Origin of the sequence: Parashewanella spongiae, assembly GCF_004358345.1 — a bacterium.
GTDB classification, from domain to species: domain Bacteria; phylum Pseudomonadota; class Gammaproteobacteria; order Enterobacterales; family Shewanellaceae; genus Parashewanella; species Parashewanella spongiae.
The window spans coordinates 4,332,417-4,353,684 of record NZ_CP037952.1; the positions used below are offsets into that span (position 1 = coordinate 4,332,417).

14 protein-coding genes are annotated in these 21,268 nt (G+C 39.2%); 8 read left to right on the forward strand and 6 right to left on the reverse strand.

Annotated elements, in window-relative coordinates:
* Positions 1-121: 121 nt before the first annotated feature.
* Positions 122-2,899 (forward strand): pentatricopeptide repeat-containing protein, encoded by a 2,778-nt coding sequence (locus tag E2I05_RS17240; RefSeq protein ID WP_121852891.1) that lies wholly within the window; start codon positions 122-124, stop codon positions 2,897-2,899.
* A gap of 560 nt (positions 2,900-3,459) precedes the next feature.
* Here E2I05_RS17240 and E2I05_RS17245 read toward each other — a convergent pair.
* The 4 genes from E2I05_RS17245 to E2I05_RS17260 form a co-directional block, all read right to left on the reverse strand.
* Complete coding sequence (locus tag E2I05_RS17245; protein ID WP_121852890.1) at positions 3,460-4,317, reverse strand: hypothetical protein; 858 nt, start codon at positions 4,315-4,317, stop codon at positions 3,460-3,462.
* 180 nt (positions 4,318-4,497) lie between these two features.
* Complete coding sequence (locus E2I05_RS17250) at positions 4,498-4,947, reverse strand: hypothetical protein (protein WP_133309766.1); 450 nt, start codon at positions 4,945-4,947, stop codon at positions 4,498-4,500.
* Positions 4,928-5,725, reverse strand: coding sequence for a hypothetical protein (locus tag E2I05_RS17255; protein ID WP_145964478.1), 798 nt, complete (start codon positions 5,723-5,725; stop codon positions 4,928-4,930). Before E2I05_RS17255 ends, E2I05_RS17250 begins: the two co-directional genes overlap by 20 nt.
* 721 nt (positions 5,726-6,446) lie before the next feature.
* Complete coding sequence (locus tag E2I05_RS17260) at positions 6,447-7,352, reverse strand: hydrogen peroxide-inducible genes activator (RefSeq protein WP_121852888.1); 906 nt, start codon at positions 7,350-7,352, stop codon at positions 6,447-6,449.
* 147 nt (positions 7,353-7,499) lie between these two features.
* Between E2I05_RS17260 and E2I05_RS17265 the strand changes: the two genes are divergently transcribed.
* The 7 genes from E2I05_RS17265 (at position 7,500) to E2I05_RS17295 (ending at position 19,263) form a co-directional block, all read left to right on the forward strand.
* Positions 7,500-7,868: an Hpt domain-containing protein gene (locus E2I05_RS17265; protein ID WP_121852887.1), complete on the forward strand. Its 369-nt coding sequence runs from the start codon at positions 7,500-7,502 to the stop codon at positions 7,866-7,868.
* 370 nt (positions 7,869-8,238) lie between these two features.
* Entirely contained in the window at positions 8,239-12,684 is a 4,446-nt protein-coding gene (gene gltB, locus E2I05_RS17270) for a glutamate synthase large subunit (RefSeq protein WP_121852886.1), read from the forward strand.
* 3 nt (positions 12,685-12,687) lie between these two features.
* Positions 12,688-14,079 carry an FAD-dependent oxidoreductase gene (locus E2I05_RS17275; RefSeq protein WP_121852885.1) on the forward strand — a complete coding sequence of 464 codons (1,392 nt, stop codon included), beginning with the start codon at positions 12,688-12,690 and terminating at the stop codon, positions 14,077-14,079.
* Between the two features lie 77 nt (positions 14,080-14,156).
* On the forward strand, positions 14,157-14,849 hold the full coding sequence (locus E2I05_RS17280; protein ID WP_121852884.1) for a 5'-methylthioadenosine/adenosylhomocysteine nucleosidase: 693 nt from the start codon (positions 14,157-14,159) through the stop codon (positions 14,847-14,849).
* A 178-nt stretch (positions 14,850-15,027) separates the two neighbouring features.
* Complete coding sequence (locus tag E2I05_RS17285) at positions 15,028-16,005, forward strand: cobalamin biosynthesis protein (protein ID WP_121852883.1); 978 nt, start codon at positions 15,028-15,030, stop codon at positions 16,003-16,005.
* A gap of 123 nt (positions 16,006-16,128) precedes the next feature.
* Positions 16,129-17,175: a hypothetical protein gene (locus tag E2I05_RS17290; RefSeq protein ID WP_121852882.1), complete on the forward strand. Its 1,047-nt coding sequence runs from the start codon at positions 16,129-16,131 to the stop codon at positions 17,173-17,175.
* Between the two features lie 357 nt (positions 17,176-17,532).
* Positions 17,533-19,263, forward strand: coding sequence for a potassium/proton antiporter (locus E2I05_RS17295; protein WP_121852881.1), 1,731 nt, complete (start codon positions 17,533-17,535; stop codon positions 19,261-19,263).
* Between the two features lie 331 nt (positions 19,264-19,594).
* On the opposite strand, the gene E2I05_RS17300 is transcribed toward E2I05_RS17295, so the two are convergent.
* Positions 19,595-20,185 (reverse strand): porin family protein, encoded by a 591-nt coding sequence (locus tag E2I05_RS17300; protein WP_165905456.1) that lies wholly within the window; start codon positions 20,183-20,185, stop codon positions 19,595-19,597.
* A gap of 92 nt (positions 20,186-20,277) precedes the next feature.
* The gene (gene lpxL / locus E2I05_RS17305; protein WP_121852879.1) at positions 20,278-21,204 is read right to left on the reverse strand and encodes an LpxL/LpxP family Kdo(2)-lipid IV(A) lauroyl/palmitoleoyl acyltransferase; all 927 of its coding nucleotides are present in this window, start codon (positions 21,202-21,204) and stop codon (positions 20,278-20,280) included.
* Positions 21,205-21,268: the final 64 nt, after the last annotated feature.

Genomic DNA, 21,268 nt, shown 5'->3' on the forward strand with positions numbered 1-21,268 from the left:
TGTACGGTGGATAATTTTCTGTTATACATTTATAGAATGCCTTAAAGCTGAATATTTTTGTATTTATCATTTCAGTGCGTTATTTTTTGCTTGTTAATTCACTCACTTATTGAGTAATGTGATGGCGACAGTGCGCACTCCAGCTGAGCATGGATCAATATATAGATTCATGCTCAAAAGTCTCCAAGAATACCCAAGCGAAGCCGTATCTTATCTTAACTTTGAGGTTTCAAGGTTTGATGATGATGAAAACTTACAACAGGGTTATCAAAGATTAAGCAAAACCGATAGACAAAAGCTGTATGATTTTTTCAACAATAAATCATCGTCGACTCGCTCTAACTCTCGCACACAAAAAGCTCATTATTGTAAGAAGCCAAGTGATGCTTGCCGACGCTTTGCAACTGAGCCCCGCTCCATCACTCCAAAATCGAACACTCGATATACCAAGCAAATAAAGCAACCACCTTCCTCCCCTGATTCTTTTTTTACTCAGACCAGTGAGCTTATTCACTCTTGGAAACTTAAACAGAAAACCAAAAATCAACTGGGTATTGAGTTAAATGTATTGATTGGTGGTTGCACTAAACTTTCGCAGCTTATTGAAATCATTAACACCCTAAAAAACGACAAACAGGTCATGGATACATCATGGGACATAAGATTAATCCATAAATTGTTACACAAAGCGGCCGAGTTTTCTGACAGTCATTCATTTAATTTCGACGGCGTTTTTAGTGACATAACACGATTTAAATCGTCCTATGAATCGAAAACATGCACACTATTACTGAAATTAATTAATTTAAATTTAAATTTTTCAGATGGCAAAAAATTGGTGCTAGGCAATGCAGCAGTAGCCAGCTTAATGCAACAATGGGGCATCAAGCCTAATGTTGCTATTTACAATGCCTTTATCACGGTATGCGCTAAAACTTGCCAATTTGATAGTGCTTGGCAACTGGTGTGTGGTAATAAGCCCGTGATGGCACCTTATTTGCCATTAAAAGCCAATCAAATCACCTGCATGAATTTGCTGACGGCCTGCGCTGAAGCGGGGCGTTATGCAAAAGCCAAATTATTGGTGTTGGGCGATGGCAATACAGCTACAACCAGCTTAATGCAACAATGGGGCATCAAGCCTAATGTTGCCATTTACAGTGCCTTTATCACGGTATGCGCTAAAACGGACCAGTTTGATAGTGCTTGGCAACTGGTTTGTGGTGATAAGCCCGTGATGGCACCTCATCTACCACTAAAAGCCAATCTAATCACCTGCATGAATTTGCTGGCTGCCTGCGCTGAAGCGGGGCGTTATGCCGAAGCCAAATCATTGGTGTTGGGCGATACAGCTAAAGCTACAGCCAGTTTAATGCAACAGTGGGACATCAAGCCTGATGTTGCCGTTTACAGCGCCTTTATCACGGTATGCGCTAAAACGGGCCAGTTTGATAGTGCTTGGCAACTGGTTTGTGGTGATAAGCCCGCGATGGCACCTCATCTACCACTAAAGGCAGATTCAATCACTTGCATGAATTTGCTGGCAGCCTGCGCTGAAACTAGGCATTACGCCGAAGCCAAATCATTGGTGTTGGGTGATGGCGATACAACTACAGCCAGCTTAATGCAACTGTGGGATATCAAACCTAATGTTGCCATTTACAATGCCTTTATCACGGTGTGCGCTAAAACTGGCCAGTTTGATAGTGCTTGGCAACTGGTGTGTGGTGATAAGCCTGTGATGGCACCTCATCTACCACTAAAGGCAGATTCAATCACCTGCATGAATTTGCTGTCTGCCTGCGCTGAAACGGGGCGTTTTACCGAAGCCAAGTCATTGGTGTTGGGCGATGGCGATACAGCTACAACCAGCTTAATGCAGCAGTGGATCATCAAGCCTGATGTAGCCATTTACAATGCTTTTATCAGGGTATGCGCTAAAACAGGCCAGTTTGATAGTGCTTGGCAACTGGTGTGTGGTGATAAGCCCGTGATGGCACCTCACTTATCATTAAAACCCAATCAAATCACCTGCCTGAATTTGCTGACGGCCTGTGCTGAATCGGGGCGTTATGCAGAAGCCAAATCATTGGTGCTGGGTGATGGTGATGGCGATACAGCAAGCTTAATGCAACAATGGGGCATCAAGCCTGATGTTGCCATTTACAGTGCCTTTATCACGGTATGCGCTAAAACTGGCCAGTTTGATAGTGCTTGGCAACTGGTGTGTGGTGATAAGCCCGTGATGGCACCTCATCTATCACTAAAGGCAGATTCAATCACCTGCCTGAATTTGCTGACGGCCTGCGCTGAAATGGTGCGTTTTACAGAAGCCAAATCATTGGTTTTGGGCGATAGCGATACAGCTACAACCAGCTTAATACAACAATGGGGCATCAAGCCTGATGTTGCCATTTACAATGCCTTTATTAAAGTATGTATTAAGGCTAAGGATTTTGACACTGGAATGTGGTATTTAGAAAAAATAATGAACAAATGTGACATGAGTACTTTTTTACAAGTGCATGCTCATCTTGCGCCGCTTGAAAAAGATAATTTCGCAAGTATGATTGATAAAGGGATAACAGAAGGAATATATAAAAAAAATGTTGGCTTAATGAGTCATTGTATCGATTTGCATATGGATAAAATCTTCGAAGGACACTCAGGCAATGGTACACATATTCAAGGTGTTCCATTAGCTTTCGCAAAACTATTATTTTGTTACCACAAACAAAACAATGAACCCCAAATAACATCGATCATAACTGGATACCATGGCAATAATATTTTAAAAAATGGAATGATAAGTTTTCTCAAAGATGAATTTGGACTTGAGTTTATCGAGGATGAATTTAACTCAGGAATGATAGTATTGAGGGGTGTTCAGCCTAATTGATGTTAGTTTTTTAACTTATTGATTTTCTGTAAGCGAACAAATAAAAATACCTGTAAATGGCTTTCACCTTTAAAACCACTTAGCCGCCATTTCGATAAAAACATCTAATTTTGACCTTATTTTTAAGGTTAAAACAACAAAATCTGGCATTTTTTTGAATTTGAAATTTTAGCTAACATCATTTAGAAAGAACTAAATGGACATATTACCTTTACATGTTCCTAACTTTTTAAAACAACGGAACTTTCTCCTTATATCTTCACATTATTTAGGCTGAGCCCCCGTATTGAGCAAGTCTGCCCATTAACTGCAGTTGCTTGCATTTATAAATCGGTTTGCTCGCATTTATCCGTCATTTTCTGCTCACAATAAATGACTTTATAAAAACGAGCTTGCTCACATTAATTGCTTTTATCAAATTAGTTGCTCAGATTAAGTGATTTTATAAAGCTATGTTGCTCACTTTAAATGATTCTATAAATGAACCAATTTAAATGAGCTACAAATTAAATAATATCATATGGTTGACTCGTTTTTGGACAGGAATGAGTTTATTTAATTTAATTGAAATTTTTATCTGAATTTTCTTCGCAAAACATATGGCATACAAAACTGTTACATTTACTAGAGATAGTCTCTTCAGAATTGGTATTTTTAGTTTGAAACATTTTATCCCAATCGGTAATAACAATTTCATTATTTTCGGTATAAATGAAATCTGTTTTATCCTTAAAAAAGACATTAAAATCTACTTTTTTTAACTCCAAGCTCAAAGAAATTAATCCATAAACAGCTTCTTCTTTTGTCAATTGTTGTTGTCTCAATGCTTGGTCAAGTGTAATCCCAACAGCAAAATCATAAATCACAACTATGTATGATTTACCAGAGGCTGATGCAATTTGTATTGCTCCATGTACCGTCGAAAGATTAGAGCAGTTATTCAAAACAGCTCGATGTCTCTGGTAATTTCTTCTACAAGTTTTAAAACTATTTTCGTGCACTTTGATTGCATAGATTCTTTGGCTAACCTTATGCTTCGCAACAAATATTATAGAATCCTTTTCCCATCTCGGACTCTTTAGAATAGTAAAATCGAAGTCCCTGAGCTTTGTAAGACTTGCCAGTAAATCATCATTTGAAACTAGATCTATTGCCCCACAATCCCAATTGTTCAATATAAATTTTTCTAATTGATAAAAATGATCAGAACTTTCTTTTAGCTTGGTGTCAAAAAATTGTGGCGATGTTTCTGTTGTTTCTGTTGTTTCCTCTAGAGGCGGACAACTATCTTGTGAAATATAAAATTCACTTAAGGATTCCGTAGAGCAGTGGACTGGGAGCATTGGATTAATAAATTGTGGACATAAAACGATTTGAACAAATATGAATTCGTCTCTCAAGTTAAATTTAGTTAACAAAAAGATTACAAAAAAACAGCCACTTTAGATGAATACTTAAGCTGATCAATGTCACGGAATGAGGCAGTTTTGATTTTGCCAGCAATCACAGCTGGCACATCGATGGACATAAACGAGTTTCATCAAAAATTTAAAAGTTCTAAAACTTATCAGGTGCTTGAAAAAGTCAACGTTTCAATTTCAAGCAAAGATTTGACACGTAGAGTTAAACTTTCCAAGATACGCTGAGGGTATTTGCTCTTCGAAAAGTCGTATATCCTTTACTGACATATGTATATAAATTAACTCTATAGTTTCATCAGAAATATATGGTTCAAATGTAGGGAGTACAATTTCTCTTACAGAAAAAATAATTCCCTTACCTTTTATTTCATCTGGTGTAGTCATGTAACTATATCCTATTTGAAAAATAACAATCGGACGAGTACATTTCGTGGCCATCTCTGCAAACATCAAAGGCAATGGGTGTGAACAGATATATAATACCTTCAGTCCTTTATAGCGATTGCATAATTCGATAGCATCAATTTTTTCAAATTTATGAATAGGAAATTTCTCAGATGAGTTTTCGATATCGCTTGTTAAAACAACTTTTTTTCCACCACATTCATTAATAGCAGAGCTCATCATCGCTCGGGCCGCATGCAATCTCTATCAAAGTTTGTTTCAAATGAGCGAAAAATTTGACTAGTTGAGTGGCTGTTTGTTTATCAAAAGGCCTATAGATACCCTGTTTATTCGTTATCGTGTCAAAAATCAAACCTAAAATGAGCTGATACGAAATTAAAGAATGATTAGATATAGCCATACTATAACCTTTAGCTTTTTCATGTGGGATCATCTCTACTCCGCATAGCTTCGTTACAGCAAACATGGAATTAATTTTTTGTGGTATCACTTGTTGAGCAATTGCATTGACTGTTTCGATTAAATTATAGATAGCTGATTCTTGCTTCTCTGTTATTTGTTTTGATTCTTTTATATGTCGCAAATATAAATGCAATACAACAATGATAAATGAAATCGATTTGCCCCTCATTACTTCAAAATCTAATTCTTTGTTTTTAAAAAGACTGCTTAAGGTGATCATCAATTGCTTCAATGTGTTATGGGTTTTAATATTTACAAATGCCCAGTAAAAAATAGAAGGTAAACCTCTTTCAACCTCGTTAATTTTGGCAACTAATTCATGAAAGCACTGTAGTTCCGTTGTCGTGACTCTTGAAGTTGATCGATTACACTTCATTGTTGTTTTATATTTTTCTCCGAAAGCATGAAATTCTTCCAGAGCGGGACAACAATGTTTTGAACACTGAAAGTGTTCAAAATCAACTTCAGTAGTAGAAAAATTTTCATAGTGATTAATGATGAAAGGATTATTTGCAAGCTTCTTATCGATACTTATCATGAAAAAGTACAGTGTTAAACCTAAAAACATCAGTTGAACGCTGATTATACGAGTAACTGTTTGAGCAATACGATGATTTTATTATCATGTTTTTCACCCAATGAGTGAAATGCTCTACGCTCACAAGCTTGCTAAAATGACTGCTATCTGCGTTGTAACTTTTGCAAGTAGAATAACTACTTGCTGCAAGCTACGCCTTACTATCAGCCATTTTTTCTACGCTTGAGAACGCAGTCAACTGATGTTTCTAGGTTAAAATAAGAAAGGCTACCATTTATACCCTTTAGGTAACCTGACTGCTTCATAAAATAAGATGCAATAGCTTTTTATAGCTGCTATACAGTCATTTTGTAACTAATACCAATTACAGTAATTAAATTCCCAGCTCAGAGCTATGTATGTGTTCAAAATACAAGTGGAATTGATGAAGACATAGTTATTACCGACATACAAAACTGTCGTTATTACATTGCTACGTTGAGACAATTTTGCGTAGTAATTTGAACACATACAAGCTCCCGAAGGGCAAGGCTAAAGGTTTCCATTACTGCGTTACAAGTTTTTGAATTATCCCGACAAAAGCACGAAGTGCGTTGAACGCCAGCTTTGTATGGCGGCCGTAGGGTATATAGTACTTCAAATTTGCGCCTTGTACTGAAATCCTTTAGCTCTTGCTGAGTGGGAAGTTAATTACTGTAATTGGTATAAATTATGTCTAGGGCTATACGTCGGCTAGTAGACTATTAATTTCATCACCTAGCATTCTGAAACTTCGAATTCGGCTTGACGTTTGGCGCCATGCTATACCAATATCTCGATATGGCGCTTCTCCGGGGGGCTCTAACACTAATAAGCCAGTCCCATTTAAAATTCCAGCATCGATCGCCATTTGAGGTAAAAACGTTGCGCCTAACTTGCTGTTAACCATTTGCACCAATGTGTGTAAGCTGGTCGCGCTGAATGGATGCACTTTGGCTGTGTTTTGCATTTGACAGGCACTGATAGCATGACCAGTGATGCAATGCTCATTTTGGAGTAAGAAAATACTATTATCTGGTAATTCTTTATAATCAACAGGAACCGATAAAGCATTACAAAAAGTGCTGTGCATGATCATTTTAAACGGATCTACACCGACTTTCATAGTATGAAAAGTGCCAGTATCAACAGGTAACGCCAATATTAATACATCGAGCGTGCCACTTTCTAACGCCAATAAAAGCTGCTCTGTTGTATCTTCTTTTACCTGCAACTCAAGCTTTGGATACTTCTCATGGCAGTGTTCAAGCAAACGGCCAAGTAAAAATGGAGCGATCGTTGGAATACAACCAACTCGTATCTTCCCTGTCATTGGCTCACTCTGTTGCTGAGTAAATTCCATAAGATCGGTTACATCAGTTAATAACTGCTGAGCCCTTACAACAACTTCTTCTCCCGTTGCCGTGAACATGAATGACTTATGATCACGCTCAATTAATTGTTGTCCCAACTGCTCTTCTAGGTTTTGGATCCCCGTTGATAAAGTTGACTGGCTGACAAAACAAGCTTTAGCTGCTCGATTAAAGTTACGCTCTCGATATAAATTAACCAAATAAAACAAGTTTTTTAAACTCGGTAAACTTTTCATAGATGACTTTGTTCCATAATGTTAATAACTTGAATACACCTATCGCAACTATGTTACGAAATGAGACTTTAGCTTTTCAGAACACTTTTGACTCGGTATGATGTTACGCTCTATTTTTTAGTTAGCATAATTTCCAGAGGTAAAGAAATGGCGAACACTGATTTAGACATCATCCTAGATCTCAACACCCTAGAGCAATATTGTAACGCCATTGGTGCCGCAACTCTTTTAAAAAGTGTGGTTTTATTCGAACAATTAATGCCTGAATATGTCGAAAACTTAGTAAAAGCCAAAGAAGCAAACGACAAAGATACCCTCTGTGCTGAAGCCCATAAATTCAAAGGTGCTGCTGGATCAGTAGGTTTAAAACGAATTCAGCTGTTTGCACAAAAACTACAACATGGCGAAGAAGCCTCATGGGAAAGTGAACATAACACTTGGTTGCAAGCGATTGTTGATCAAGCCAGTACAGATTTACAGCAGCTTAAGCAATTTTTAGAGTCAAAGTCAGCATAAGCTCCGAACTCATTTCCAAGTATCTCTGATCTTTATTCACTTATCGCCACGCCTAACGCTTGGCGATTTTTTTTAATTCTCTCCTATACTTACCAGATCTAGATTGATATTCACCGAAAACAAAACTGAATAAATACTCATTATTATGACTGGTAATTAATATTCGCATTTGAATAATTTCCTTCATTTTTATCTAGAAAATCTCTTATAAACACGTGAGTTGTGACAAGTTAATCACAACAAAGTTACATATAAGTTTTAAAAAAGATAAATAATACCGTTATCTATCGATTGATCTTTCAACTCCAAACAGATATTTTAATTACCAAAAGTGAATAACTATAAAACTTAACTACTAAGGATGTAATGTATGACCTTATATCACCCAAGCTTTGAACGAGAAAACTGTGGTTTTGGATTAATCGCTCAAATGGACGGTGATGCTACACATTCAATTGTAAAAACAGCCATTCACAGTTTAGACCGCTTGAAACATCGAGGCGGCATTGCGGCAGACGGAAAAACAGGTGATGGCTGTGGCATACTAATGAAAATGCCTTCAGAGTTTTTTACTCAAATTGCCGAACAACAAGATTGGCATTTAAGCCGTAAATTTGCTGTTGGTGTCATATTTTTGAGTCAAAACCCAACCCTTGCCCAACAAGCTAAAGAACAAATAGAACAAGAACTCGCTAAAGAAACGCTGAGTATTGCTGGCTGGCGTGCAGTGCCAACAGATAAAAGTGTACTGGGTAAGATTGCGGCAACGAGTGAGCCTAAAATTGTTCATGTACTAATCAACTCTCCCATTGGTTGGCGCGAAAAGGATCTCGAACGTCGACTTTACATGGCAAGAAGACGCATAGAGCAAAGTGTTACTGAAAATGACTGCTATATAGCCAGTTTATCCGGTCAAGTCATTGTATACAAAGGTTTGATGATGCCTGAAGATCTGGGTCGATATTACCCAGACTTAACAGATCCTGAATTTAAAAGTGCTGTGTGTTTATTCCACCAGCGCTTTTCGACCAACACATCCCCTAAATGGCCGTTAGCGCAGCCGTTTCGTTACTTAGCTCACAATGGCGAGATCAATACCATTGAAGGTAATCGGCAATGGGCTAAAGCCAGAGCTTATAAATTTCATTCGCCTTTATTACCAGATCTTCAACAAGCTGCACCATTTGTAAATGAAGTCGGCTCTGATTCTTCTTCTCTCGATAACATGCTTGAAATGTTACTTTCTGGCGGCATGGATCTCTATCGAGCGATGAGATTACTGATCCCATCTGCTTGGCAAAATAATCCTGAAATGGACGAAGATTTAAAAGCATTTTATGATTTCAACTCCATGCACATGGAGCCTTGGGATGGGCCAGCTGGCGTCGTAATGACCAATGGCCGATACGCAGCGTGCGCTGTGGATCGTAATGGTTTAAGACCTTCCCGTTATGTGATCACCAATGACAGAATACTGACCGTGTCTTCTGAAGTTGGGATCTGGGATTATGCCGAAGATGCTATTGTTGATAAAGGCTGTATTGGGCCCGGTGAATTATTAGTACTTGATACCCAAAATGGCCGCCTGTTTCAGTCTTTCGAAATTGATAATGATCTCAAAAGACGCCACCCCTACAAAGAATGGATGAAAAAGCACAGCACAACATTAGTGCCAGCCAATAAAATTCCATCTGATCAACAGGGAGGAAATGATCTATCACCTTCCCAACTGTCGATTTATCAAAAAATGTTCGGTTATACCAAAGAAGAACTTGAACAGATTATTTGGCCTCTCGCAGTAAATGCCCAAGAAGCAACTGGCTCAATGGGAGATGACGCGCCAATTGCTGTATTATCCTCACAACCTCGCTCAATCTATGACTACTTTAGGCAAAAGTTTGCCCAAGTTACCAATCCCCCTATCGATCCCTTGCGCGAAAAGCACGTCATGTCATTAACAACCTGTGCGGGACGAGAGCAGAATCTGTTTAATGAAACGACGGGACACGCTTATCGAGTTATGTTTGACTCACCCATCTTGGTTTATAGCGATTTCAGTCAACTTATGTCGTTGGATCAAAAGTATTACCAACACAACACCATTAACTTAAGTTATGACAACAAAGAAGGCCTTAAAGAGGCTTTAATCAGAATCACTGAAAAAGCTAAAGAGCTAGCCAAAAACGGTACCACATTGTTAGTACTGTCTGATCGCAATATCAGCCGAGAAAAGCAATTGATACCCGCAGCTATGGCTGTTGGAGCAATTCACAAAGCGCTCGTGGATAATCATTTACGTTGTGACAGCAATATCATCGTAGAAACCGCAACCTGTCGAGACCCGCATCATTTTGCTGTTTTATTGGGGTTTGGCGCAACCGCGATATACCCCTACTTAGCTTATGAGTCCATTGCAGCTATCGCTATAAAAAGAAAAAATTCTGATATTGTGACGCTCTCGATAAACTTTAGAACTGGTATTGAAAAAGGTCTATGTAAGATATTATCCAAGATGGGGATCAGCACCATAGGTTCTTACCGCTGTAGCCGTTTATTTGAGGTCATTGGTTTAAGCAAAGGCGTGGTTGATATGTGTTTTAATGGCGTTTGCAGTCGAATTCAAGGTATTGGATTTGATGATATTGCCGCAGAATTATCAAGGCTTCACAAATTAGCCTATCGTCAACATCACGATTTACCTCAAGGCGGACAGCTAAAATATGTGGCCAATAGTGAATATCATAGTTTTAATCCCGATGTCGTCACGACCTTGCACACAGCCCTTTATCAAAACGACTATTCCGCCTATCAAAAATTCAGTGAGCTTGTTGATAAACGCCCTATTGCGACCTTACGTGATTTACTGAGTATTACGGGTGATACGGTTCCTATTGACATTAATAAAGTGGAATCTGCTTCGAACCTTTTTCCACGATTCGATACCGCAGCAATGAGTATTGGCGCACTGAGCCCCGAAGCACATGTCGCTCTTGCTGTTGCAATGAATCACCTTGGTGGACATTCAAACTCCGGCGAAGGAGGTGAAGATCCGCGCCGTTTTAACAACAAAAATAATTCTGCAATTAAACAAATCGCCTCTGGTCGGTTTGGCGTAACAGCGCAATATCTAATGAGTGCTGAAATCATCCAGATAAAAATTGCTCAAGGCGCTAAACCCGGTGAAGGCGGACAATTACCCGGAGATAAAGTCAGTGTTGAAATCGCCAAACTAAGGTTTGCTAAACCGGGGGTGACCTTAATCTCCCCTCCCCCTCATCACGACATTTATTCAATCGAAGATTTAGCGCAATTAATTTTCGACTTAAAACAAGTCAACACTAAGGCGCTAATATCGGTCAAATTAGTTTCAGCTCCCGGTATTGGGACTATTGCGACAGGTGTCGTAAAAGCCTATGCAGATATGATCACCATAAGTGGCTACGACGGTGGCACAGGAGCAAGCCCATTAAGCTCAGTCAAATATGCAGGATCACCGTGGGAGCTTGGTTTAGCAGAAGTGCATCAAACCCTTGTGGCAAATGGCGTCCGCCATAAGGTTCGACTGCAAGTAGACGGAGGCTTAAAAAGCGCAACAGATATCATTAAAGCGACCATGCTCGGTGCTGAAAGCTTTGGGTTTGGCACAGTTCCAATGTTAGCACTCGGTTGCAAATATCTACGAATTTGCCATTTAAATAACTGCGCAACGGGTATAGCCACACAAGACAAACGATTAAGAGAGCAAAACTTTCATGGTGATGCCCAGCGCGTTATCAGCTATTTTGAGTTTCTGGCTCGCGATTTGCGAGAACAATTAGCTCAACTGGGTATGAGCTCATTAGAGCAGCTTGTTGGCCGTAGCGATTTGTTAACCAATAACAAGGGTAGTACTGACAAACATCGTAGCCTTGATTTATCAGCGATTACAGCCTTAGCCACATCACCTGTTGACAAACCCAAAACCTGGAGCCAACCAAATCCATGTCAAGATAAAGGAGTATTGAACCAAACATTATTAAGCTCCTGCAAACGAGCAATTGATAATAACTCCAGTTACATCGGCCACTTTGAAGTCACAAATACCGACCGTTCAGTAGGTGCAAGCTTAGCGGGTTACATTGCCAGTCAAACACAGCCAACCCAAAAACAAACCCAAGTTAAACTTTGTTTTACAGGCACCGCTGGCCAAAGTTTTGGAGTATGGAATACCAAAGGAATGAGCCTGTACTTGGTGGGTGACAGCAACGATTATGTAGGAAAGGGGATGTCTGGTGGGCGAATTGTCATTTCCCCTCCCTCAAACAGTTTATTTGCTTCTGAGCAGGCCTCTATCATGGGGAATACCTGTTTATACGGTGCCACAGGTGGACAATTGTTTGCAGCAGGCCGAGCTGGTGAGCGATTTGCTGTTCGAAATTCAGGTGCTACTGCCGTCATTGAAGGCATTGGAAACAACGGTTGTGAATACATGACAGGCGGAACCGTTGTCGTTCTAGGCAGCGCAGGTGTGAACTTTGGTGCAGGTATGACTGGCGGTATGGCTTATGTGTTTGATCAACTCAATCAGTTTAGCCAACGCGTTAATACTGAACTGGTCGATGTTCTCAAGCTCGAACATAAAGATCATCAAGAAAATTTAAAACAGTTAATCGCTCAACATGTTCATGAAACAAACAGTGAACACGCCAAAAAGTTACTGCTAGAGTTTGAGCATTACAAACATTGCTTTGTGCTTGTAAAACCCAAAAATAGTCATGTCAACGCACTGCTCAACGATATCAATGAAGCACCAGAACTTATATTAAGGCAGGGATAATCAATGAGTAATGATTTTCAGTTTATCGAACTTAAAAGAGCCTTGCCGCGTAAACATTCAATTGAACAACGCCAGCAACAATTTATAGAAATTTATCAGCCAGATAAAAACGATAACATTCAAGCTCAAGCTGATCGATGCTTAGATTGCGGTAACCCATATTGCGAATGGAAATGTCCACTTCATAATTACATACCCAACTGGTTAAAATTGATCAAAGAAGAGCGATTAATGGAGGCCGCTGATCTCGTTCATCAAACCAACAGTTTACCTGAAGTTTGCGGTCGAGTGTGTCCACAAGATAGATTATGTGAAGGCGCATGCACCATCAACGAAGACTTTGGTGCAGTCACCATTGGCAATATAGAAAAATACATTACCGATACCGCCATCGCTCAAGGCTGGAAACCTGACTTATCTCATGTCGTAAACCGAAATGAAAAAGTGGCCATTATTGGCGCAGGACCAGCTGGGTTAGCCTGTGCTGACGTACTCGCCAGAAACGGCATTAAAGCCACTGTTTATGACAAATATCCTGAAATTGGCGGTTTACTCACTTATGGTATTCCTGCATTTAAACTTGAAAAAGACGTGATTCAAACCCGTAGAAAACTGTTGGAATCAATGGGGATCCGCTTTCAACTTAATACCACAATTGGTGATGATATTGAGTTTTCAACCCTAGAAAAAAACCATGATGCGGTATTTTTAGGTATGGGGGCATATAAAGCGATAACCGCTGGCATACCTAACGAAACCGCCACTGGTGTTTATCAAGCGCTTCCTTACTTAATCGCTAATACCCAAGCGCTAATGCAATCCCCTCAGGCTGAGTACCCTTATATCAACGTTAAAGACAAAGTCGTTGTTGTGCTCGGCGGCGGTGACACATCGATGGATTGTGTTCGAACCGCTGTACGCCAAGGCGCTAAAAAAGTGACTTTAATCTACCGACGCGATAAAGCCTCTATGCCCGGCTCAGTCAATGAAGTAAACAATGCTATCGAAGAAGGTGTAGAGTTTATTTTTCACCGTCAACCCATCTCAATAGAAGCTGAAAACGGGCAGGTTATCGGAGTGAAATGCATTGCAACGGATCAATCATTTGAAAGCCAGCATCAAAACCATAAAGAGCAAATTTACGCCGCAGATGCACTGATTATTGCTTTCGGTTTTAAACCAAGCCCAAGTCCTTGGTTTGCAAAAGAAAGCGTAAATGTTGATGAAAGTGGAAAGGTAATAGTTGATCACACTCTATATCCATTTCAAACAGATAACCCTAAAGTTTTTGCCGGCGGCGACATGGTAAGAGGTGCTGATTTAGTCGTGACAGCAATTGCTGAAGGAAGAAAGGCAGCCCTAGGCATTTTGGATTACTTATCTGATAAAAAATGATAAATTACCGTCCTTATTTTTTCATTCCCTACTTTGGTTTCATTTTACAGGGAATGCAACCTGTTAAAGGCGTATAAATGAAGATTGGTATTATCGGCGCAATGGAGCCAGAAGTAGCGCATCTAATTCAAGTATTAACTAACCCACAAACAAAGACAATTGCGGGTCTCGAGTTTATTTGTGGCCAATATGCAGATCACGATCTTATCGTTACTCGCTCTGGTATCGGAAAAGTTGCGGCGAGTATGGCAACGACTTTACTGATCAATGAGTTTACTCCAGACAGGATCATAAACACTGGATCGGCTGGTGGCTTCTGTGATGAATTAGACATTGGAGACATCGTAATTTCCAAAGAAGTTCGCTATTACGATGTTGACCTAACGGCCTTCGGGTACGAGATTGGCCAATTACCACAGAATCCAGCCGCATATACACCAGATGAATCATTAGTAAATGCTGCCCATGGCGCCATTGAAAAGGTTGGACAAGTCAAAGCCATTGAAGGGCTTATCTGCTCAGGTGATACCTTCGTTTGTGATCCAGTGATAACCAAAACAATGTTAGCTAATTTCCCGACTATGGCCGCTTGTGAAATGGAAGGCGCTGCGATTGCTCAAGTCTGTAATCAATTCAAAGTGCCTTTTGTCGTAATACGCTCTTTATCCGATAACGCCAATAGCGATTCAGCGGTTGATTTTGATTCTTACATTGTCAAAGCCGGACAGCATTCTGCCCTTGTTGTACTAGCCTTAGTGGAGCTACTTTAAACCTAGCAACATCAGTTGACTGCGTTCTCAAGCGTAGAGTACTTCACTCATTGGGTGAAAGTCATGATGATAAAATCATTCTATTGCTCAAACAGTTACTCATATTACTCAGCGTTCAACTGATGTTTTTAGGTTAAATATTCTCAACACTACATTTTAATTGGAGCAACCACTAACAATGCTGGATACGTTTCTGACAAAGATACAACTTGATTCTATTTTTTATCAACAAGTTGGCATACTGTTAGTGGCAATGCTATTAGCTCAGTTCATTTCGGTTCCGCGGCGTAAACAACCTTTATACCATTTTGAGCAGCTCGCCATATCGTTTTCCCAAAAAGTAAATCACCCGAATAGATCCGCTAATCAGAGAATCATAGCAGGTACTCTGGCAGCAATAAGCTTGGTATTCCCGCTTTGGATTGTAGTCATATTTTTGATCGAGCTTTCAATTTACCCTTGGTTTTTCGAAGTGTTGATTCTATTTGCTTGTATGCTGGATAACGGATTCAGTAAAACATCGAGCCAAATTGAACAGCAACTCAATCAACAAAATAATGCTCAAGCCAAAAAATTACTTGCACTTTGGTGTCAACGAGATACCAACAAACTTTCAGCTATTGGCATTAGCAAAGCGTGTATTGAGAAAATGGCAGAACTGGGAAGCACAAATATTATAGTCGTTTTCGGTTATTTATTAGGTGGAACTTATCTTGCTGTATTGCTGAAAATGCTCAAACAATTAGGTTTAGCTTGGCCAAGTTCAAACCCACATTTTCATAAATTTAATGCCCTCATTCATAAAATTAACCGTATCGTATTATACGTTCCAAATATTGCTTGGAGCTTTTTATTACTAGAACCTTGTAAGATAAGAAGTTGGCAGTTATTTTTTACAAAAATAATCCCATTTGAAATGTCAGGCTGTAATACCTTAAATATGAGTTTACTTGCATTTAGGTTAAACATTGAACTTGGCGGGCCCAGAATTTATAACGCAATAAAAGTATCTATAAATAAAATTGAATACGGTAAACTACCAAGTATTTCGGACATTAATAAAACCGTTAACATTTTTGAACTATCTAATTTAATAATAATTTCGATTACAATGCTCACCGCTGTTATTAACTTTTATCTTGAAGCATTAACATAATTTAAAGTTATAAAAAACTTTTATAACTGCAGTTAAACGGCATATTAATTACCGTTAATTCCAGCTAATTGGAACAGTTTACCTGCTAGTATTGTAAGGATAACTTTCTATTTGTATTAATAAATGACGCTTCCATTAAATACTCAATCTCCAACGCTTCCCGGCGGTTCTGAATTCACTCAAAGAAAATTCGAAAAGTTTTTATTTGATAAGCCAAGAAAACTTGAAGCAGGGCCTAGAGATAAAGTAGTAAATGCTAAATTTAGCAAAACAGGCGACTTAATAGCATTAAAGAAGCAACTCAGCGTATTGCCATTATCTCAAGATTCGAGCGAGTTAGAAAAAATAATTGTACGCTTTTTTGTGATAAGAGACTTTTTACAACAACCAGCCGACCAACTTTTAAAAATTGAACATAATTCAAGTAAGCGCCATGAGCCTTCCACTTTAGTCATTTCTTATCTCAATAAAAAAATATACGAATATGTATTAAAACAACAATACGAGCAGCAACAATCCGAGATTTTAATTAATCATTTTGGCTGGAAATCACTAGTTTTACCTGAAGCCCCAACTTATGAGTCGACGCAAACATTCGCGAAACTTTGCAGCCAGCAAGTTACTTCTCACTTCACTGAGCGAAAGGAGGTGATCAAAGCACAATTAAAAATTAAGTTGTTGGCTCAATTAAAACCTGATCCTTCTTTATCAAATGAAACCCTTTGCTTACAAGAAGAAGTTGATAAACTAGAAAACGAATCCTATACAGCAGACTGGAGATCACAGTGTCTGTTTTCATGCAATCCCGTTGATGAAATGGTAGATGTTTTTCAAATGAGTTTCGCTAATGAAGATTTTTATGTCAGATTACCACCACTCGTTTTAGCACTGGCTCACGATTCTGTTCCAGACAGCAAAGGAGTCGACTTACTTTATACCTATTTAACTGACAGGCTTTCTTATCAAAACCTTGATGAATTTTTAGATCTTATTTGTTCAACCCCAAAAGCTATTTGCACTCAAGATCCCATATATTCATTACTTCATCCATTAAAAACGGCCGTTAAAACAAATGCAAAATTGGAATGTGTTATTAAAAGTATATTCTCACAATGTTATATGGATGGTGTAAACCTTTGGCAGATATTTGAATTTATAGAAGAATTCTAATTTAAGTATTTTAATAAATAACCGGAGTTATTTGTAAGCAAAGCTAGGGTAAATGAATGAATGTTTTTCGAGCAAAAACCGGTTAGTGGGCTGATGATGTGAATTGAGCTATCAATCATAGTATCGCTCAAACAGGTACTCATACCAATTACTGTAATTGGTGTTACATATGAAACAACGATGAATTTCAACTTTATTTTACTTATCTCACACTCAAAAAACGAATTACTCGAATGAAAAGCTCATTAGCCACTATGAATAAAAATTGTGCTATGCTTTCTTTTTAAAGTAAAAACAAACAACATATTTCCCCTATAAATTAATCACATACGAGCATTCGCACAATAGGAGCTATGGTTGAACACTGATACTATCAACAACTTCTTTTTAATTGGCTCATTACTTATTGCCGTCAGTGTTTTGCTCAGCCCGCTCTCTTCTCGATTAGGCGTTCCTATCTTATTGGTTTTTTTAGTGGTCGGTATTTTTGCTGGGGTCGATGGTATCGGTCAAATTCAATTTGATAATTACCCTCTCGCTTATTTAGTCAGTAACCTTGCGCTCGCTATTATTTTACTCGATGGTGGAATGCGTACTCGAGTGATGAGTTTTCGCGTTGCATTATGGCCAGCGCTCTCTTTAGCTACCATAGGTGTTGCCATTACCACAGTTTTAACAGGAATAATGGCCATATGGTTATTTAATTTATCATGGATCCAAGGACTACTACTTGGCGCAATTGTCGGCTCGACAGACGCCGCCGTGGTTTTTTCACTCCTTAAAGGAAGGAGTATTAATGAACGAGTTGGTGCTACGTTAGAGATTGAATCTGGTAGCAACGATCCTATGGCGGTATTCTTAACAGTCACTTTAATTGGTCTGCTGACATCAGCAAGCTCGGAGCATTCAATTGGAATGTTTCTGACTCATTTTGTTGCCCATTTCAGCATTGGTATAGCACTTGGACTCGGTGGAGGTTGGCTGTTGTGGCAAACCATCAATCGCTTCCAACTTGATGAGGGCTTATACGCAATCCTCGCATTAAGCGGTGGCTTAGTGATTTATGCATTAAGCAGCAGCTTAGGTGGCAGCGGGATATTATCCATTTATCTCACAGGGGTGGTGATAGGTAACAAACCCACTCGTGGACGCCATTCAATTTTAAATGTATTAGACGGTATGACTTGGATATGTCAGATCGTAATGTTCCTAGTACTTGGACTATTACTCACACCATCCGACTTGATTGACTTAATCGTTCCAGGATTTCTTCTTGCTTTTGGGATCATCCTCATCAGTCGTCCAATTGCAGTTTGGACCAGTTTACTGCCATTTAAAAACTTCGGTAAACGTCAAAGATGGTTTATATCTTGGGTCGGACTAAGAGGGGCAGTTCCGATTATTTTAGCTGTATTCCCGATGATGGCAGGGCTACCAAACGCACAGCTATATTTCAATTTAGCTTTTTTTGTTGTGCTTATCTCTTTAACAGTACAAGGCTCCTCTCTTGCATATGCAGCAAAAGTAGCAAAAGTAGAATTGCCCCCAAAGCCTGTACCGTCCTCACGTTCTGGTATTGAGGTTTACCCAAAAAGTGAATGGGAAATATTTGTTTACCGACTTGGTGCACAAAAATGGTGTATTGGCGAACCACTCCGTAGTTTATCCATGCCTACAGATACAAAAGTGGTCGCACTGTTTAGAAAACAAAAAATGCTCAATACTACAGGCAGAGTATCCCTTAAAGTTGATGACATTTTATGTGTGCTTGGAAAAGAAGAAAGTTTAAATGCACTCAGTGAATTATTCAGCCAAGCACCTGAAACCAAAGAAAGCCAAGATCCAACTCGTTTTTTAGGTGACTTTTTTATCGATCCAAGCATAAAACTTATCGATCTTGCACCCTTATATGCCATCGAACTTGATACTGAACATCAAGACTGGGAAGTAAAAGACTTATTTAACTCAAAAATTGGTAGTAGACCCGTTATTGGAGATCAATTTCGCTGGAAAACATTAAGGTGGGTAGTCGCCGAAGTTGTCGACGACAATATTATCAGTGTCGGTATTCAGCTACCAAAGCAGTAAAAAGTAACCTGAGCTTGTAATTTAGGGGCTGTTGATCTTTCGTGATTGTTTTTGCAGCGATAAATTGGTTATTTTATGCAAGGCAGAGTTTGTGAGATTTGGCTATTATCGACATACAAAACTGTCGTTACTTCGTTTCCAAATAAGAAAACGATAACGCAGCACCTTTGATTTAGAAAGAGCGACCAATTTACGCTGTCTTCGATGCTTTTGAGCATTCACTGTTCTGTGTTGTGACCAGCTCACTTAGATGGCTAAGCATCACTGCTCACGCCTTGAACAGATAAATGCTCAAATAGCACAAAATTTAATCCTGAAAGATCAACAGACCCTAGAAACTATAACCAAAGTTTAAGCTAAACAGTTTAGCATCGATGATGTCCATGTCTTGGTAATCGTAGCTGGCACCAAGCTCAATTCCTGAGTCAAACTGGTAGCGCCAGCCCAAACCGGCATAAACTGATGCGCTTGTTTTATCATTATCAACAAGCCCAGTTATATCACCATTAGCGACAGTTTCCATTCGTTGATAGTTGACACTAGACAACTGAGCTCCAACTTTCACATACATGCTATTCCGTTTTGATAGCGGCCAAGAATACACTGCAGTCGCCCTCACTGAAGATGCTTTTTCGATAACAAAATCATTGTGAACAAGAGAATTAAACAACGCGGTGAACCCTTCAGGCTCTACTTGACGAAATCCAACTTCCACCCCCCAATTTTGATCAAAACGATACTGATAAGCGACGTCATAACCTATCATTAAATCATCACTGGCTAAATTAGTATCTGAGTCACCTTCACTAACCCCTAATACCAGTGAAGTAGAAAAATTATGACTAACATCTTGCGCAAATGAGGGCAGAGCCCAACAAAGTAGCAATACAGAACAACAGGCTTTTAAATTATTATTTTTCACGTTAAATCCTTTCAACATCATATTCTCGATCAAATAACTATACTTAATCCACATAAAAAATAACATTAATTTACCATTCTGTACCACATCAGTTATTTGTACAGGGAAACATCAGACGTCTCTGGCCGTGTTTTAAATCGTCGATGTAACCACATATATTGCGGACGGTTGCGATCAATCAAGTCTTCAATGATTTTATTTCCTCGAACCGCATCCTCTAGTTCGCTTTCACCAGGGAAATTTTCTAGTGGTGGCATAAACTCGACCAAGTAACCATTATCATCAATATCTCGCTCAACAAAAAGAGGAACAATTTTAGCTTTACCCAAACGAGCAAGCGTTGTGGCTCCGGTTATTGTTGCGGCCTCTTTTACGTTGTAAAAAGGAATAAATACCGCACTAGAGCGACCAAAGTCTTGATCTGCTGTGTACCAAATCATCTCAGTACCACGCAAGCATTTCACCATTTTTCGAATATCTCGCTTAGGTACTAAGCCTTTGTTAGAACGTAGGCGCCCTTTTACCTGAAGATACTCCATCACGGGGTTATTATGTGGCCGGTACACACCCACTCCAGGGTTAACTTGCCCAATAATTCTTGCTCCCATCTCTAAAGGTAAGCAATGCACTGCAAATAATATCACTCCATGCCCAGAAGCCAGGGTATCTTTTAAGTTATCCAGTCCTTTGATTTTCATATGCTTCTTGATGCGCTTATCTGTCCACCACCAAGCGTTAATCGTGTCGAATAAGGCTTTACCTGTTTCTTCAAAATTTTTATCTAAAAGCTTTTTTCTGTCTGACTCTGGCATATCTGGGAAACACAATTCAAAGTTCTTAGCAGCTGTTTTAACTCGCTTTGAGATCAATGATTGAGCCAAACGCCCAATCGCCGCTCCAATTTTCATTTGAACGGTTAATGGCAATAACAGGGTTAAGCGCATTAGTCCGACACCTAGCCATACCCCCCAAAATTTAGGATGAAGCAATTGAATTGAAAATTTAGCGCTCTCTACCACAAGACTCTCTCAAAAATATCTAAAACTGTTAATATTCTACCCCATACTTGATTAAAGTTAGGTA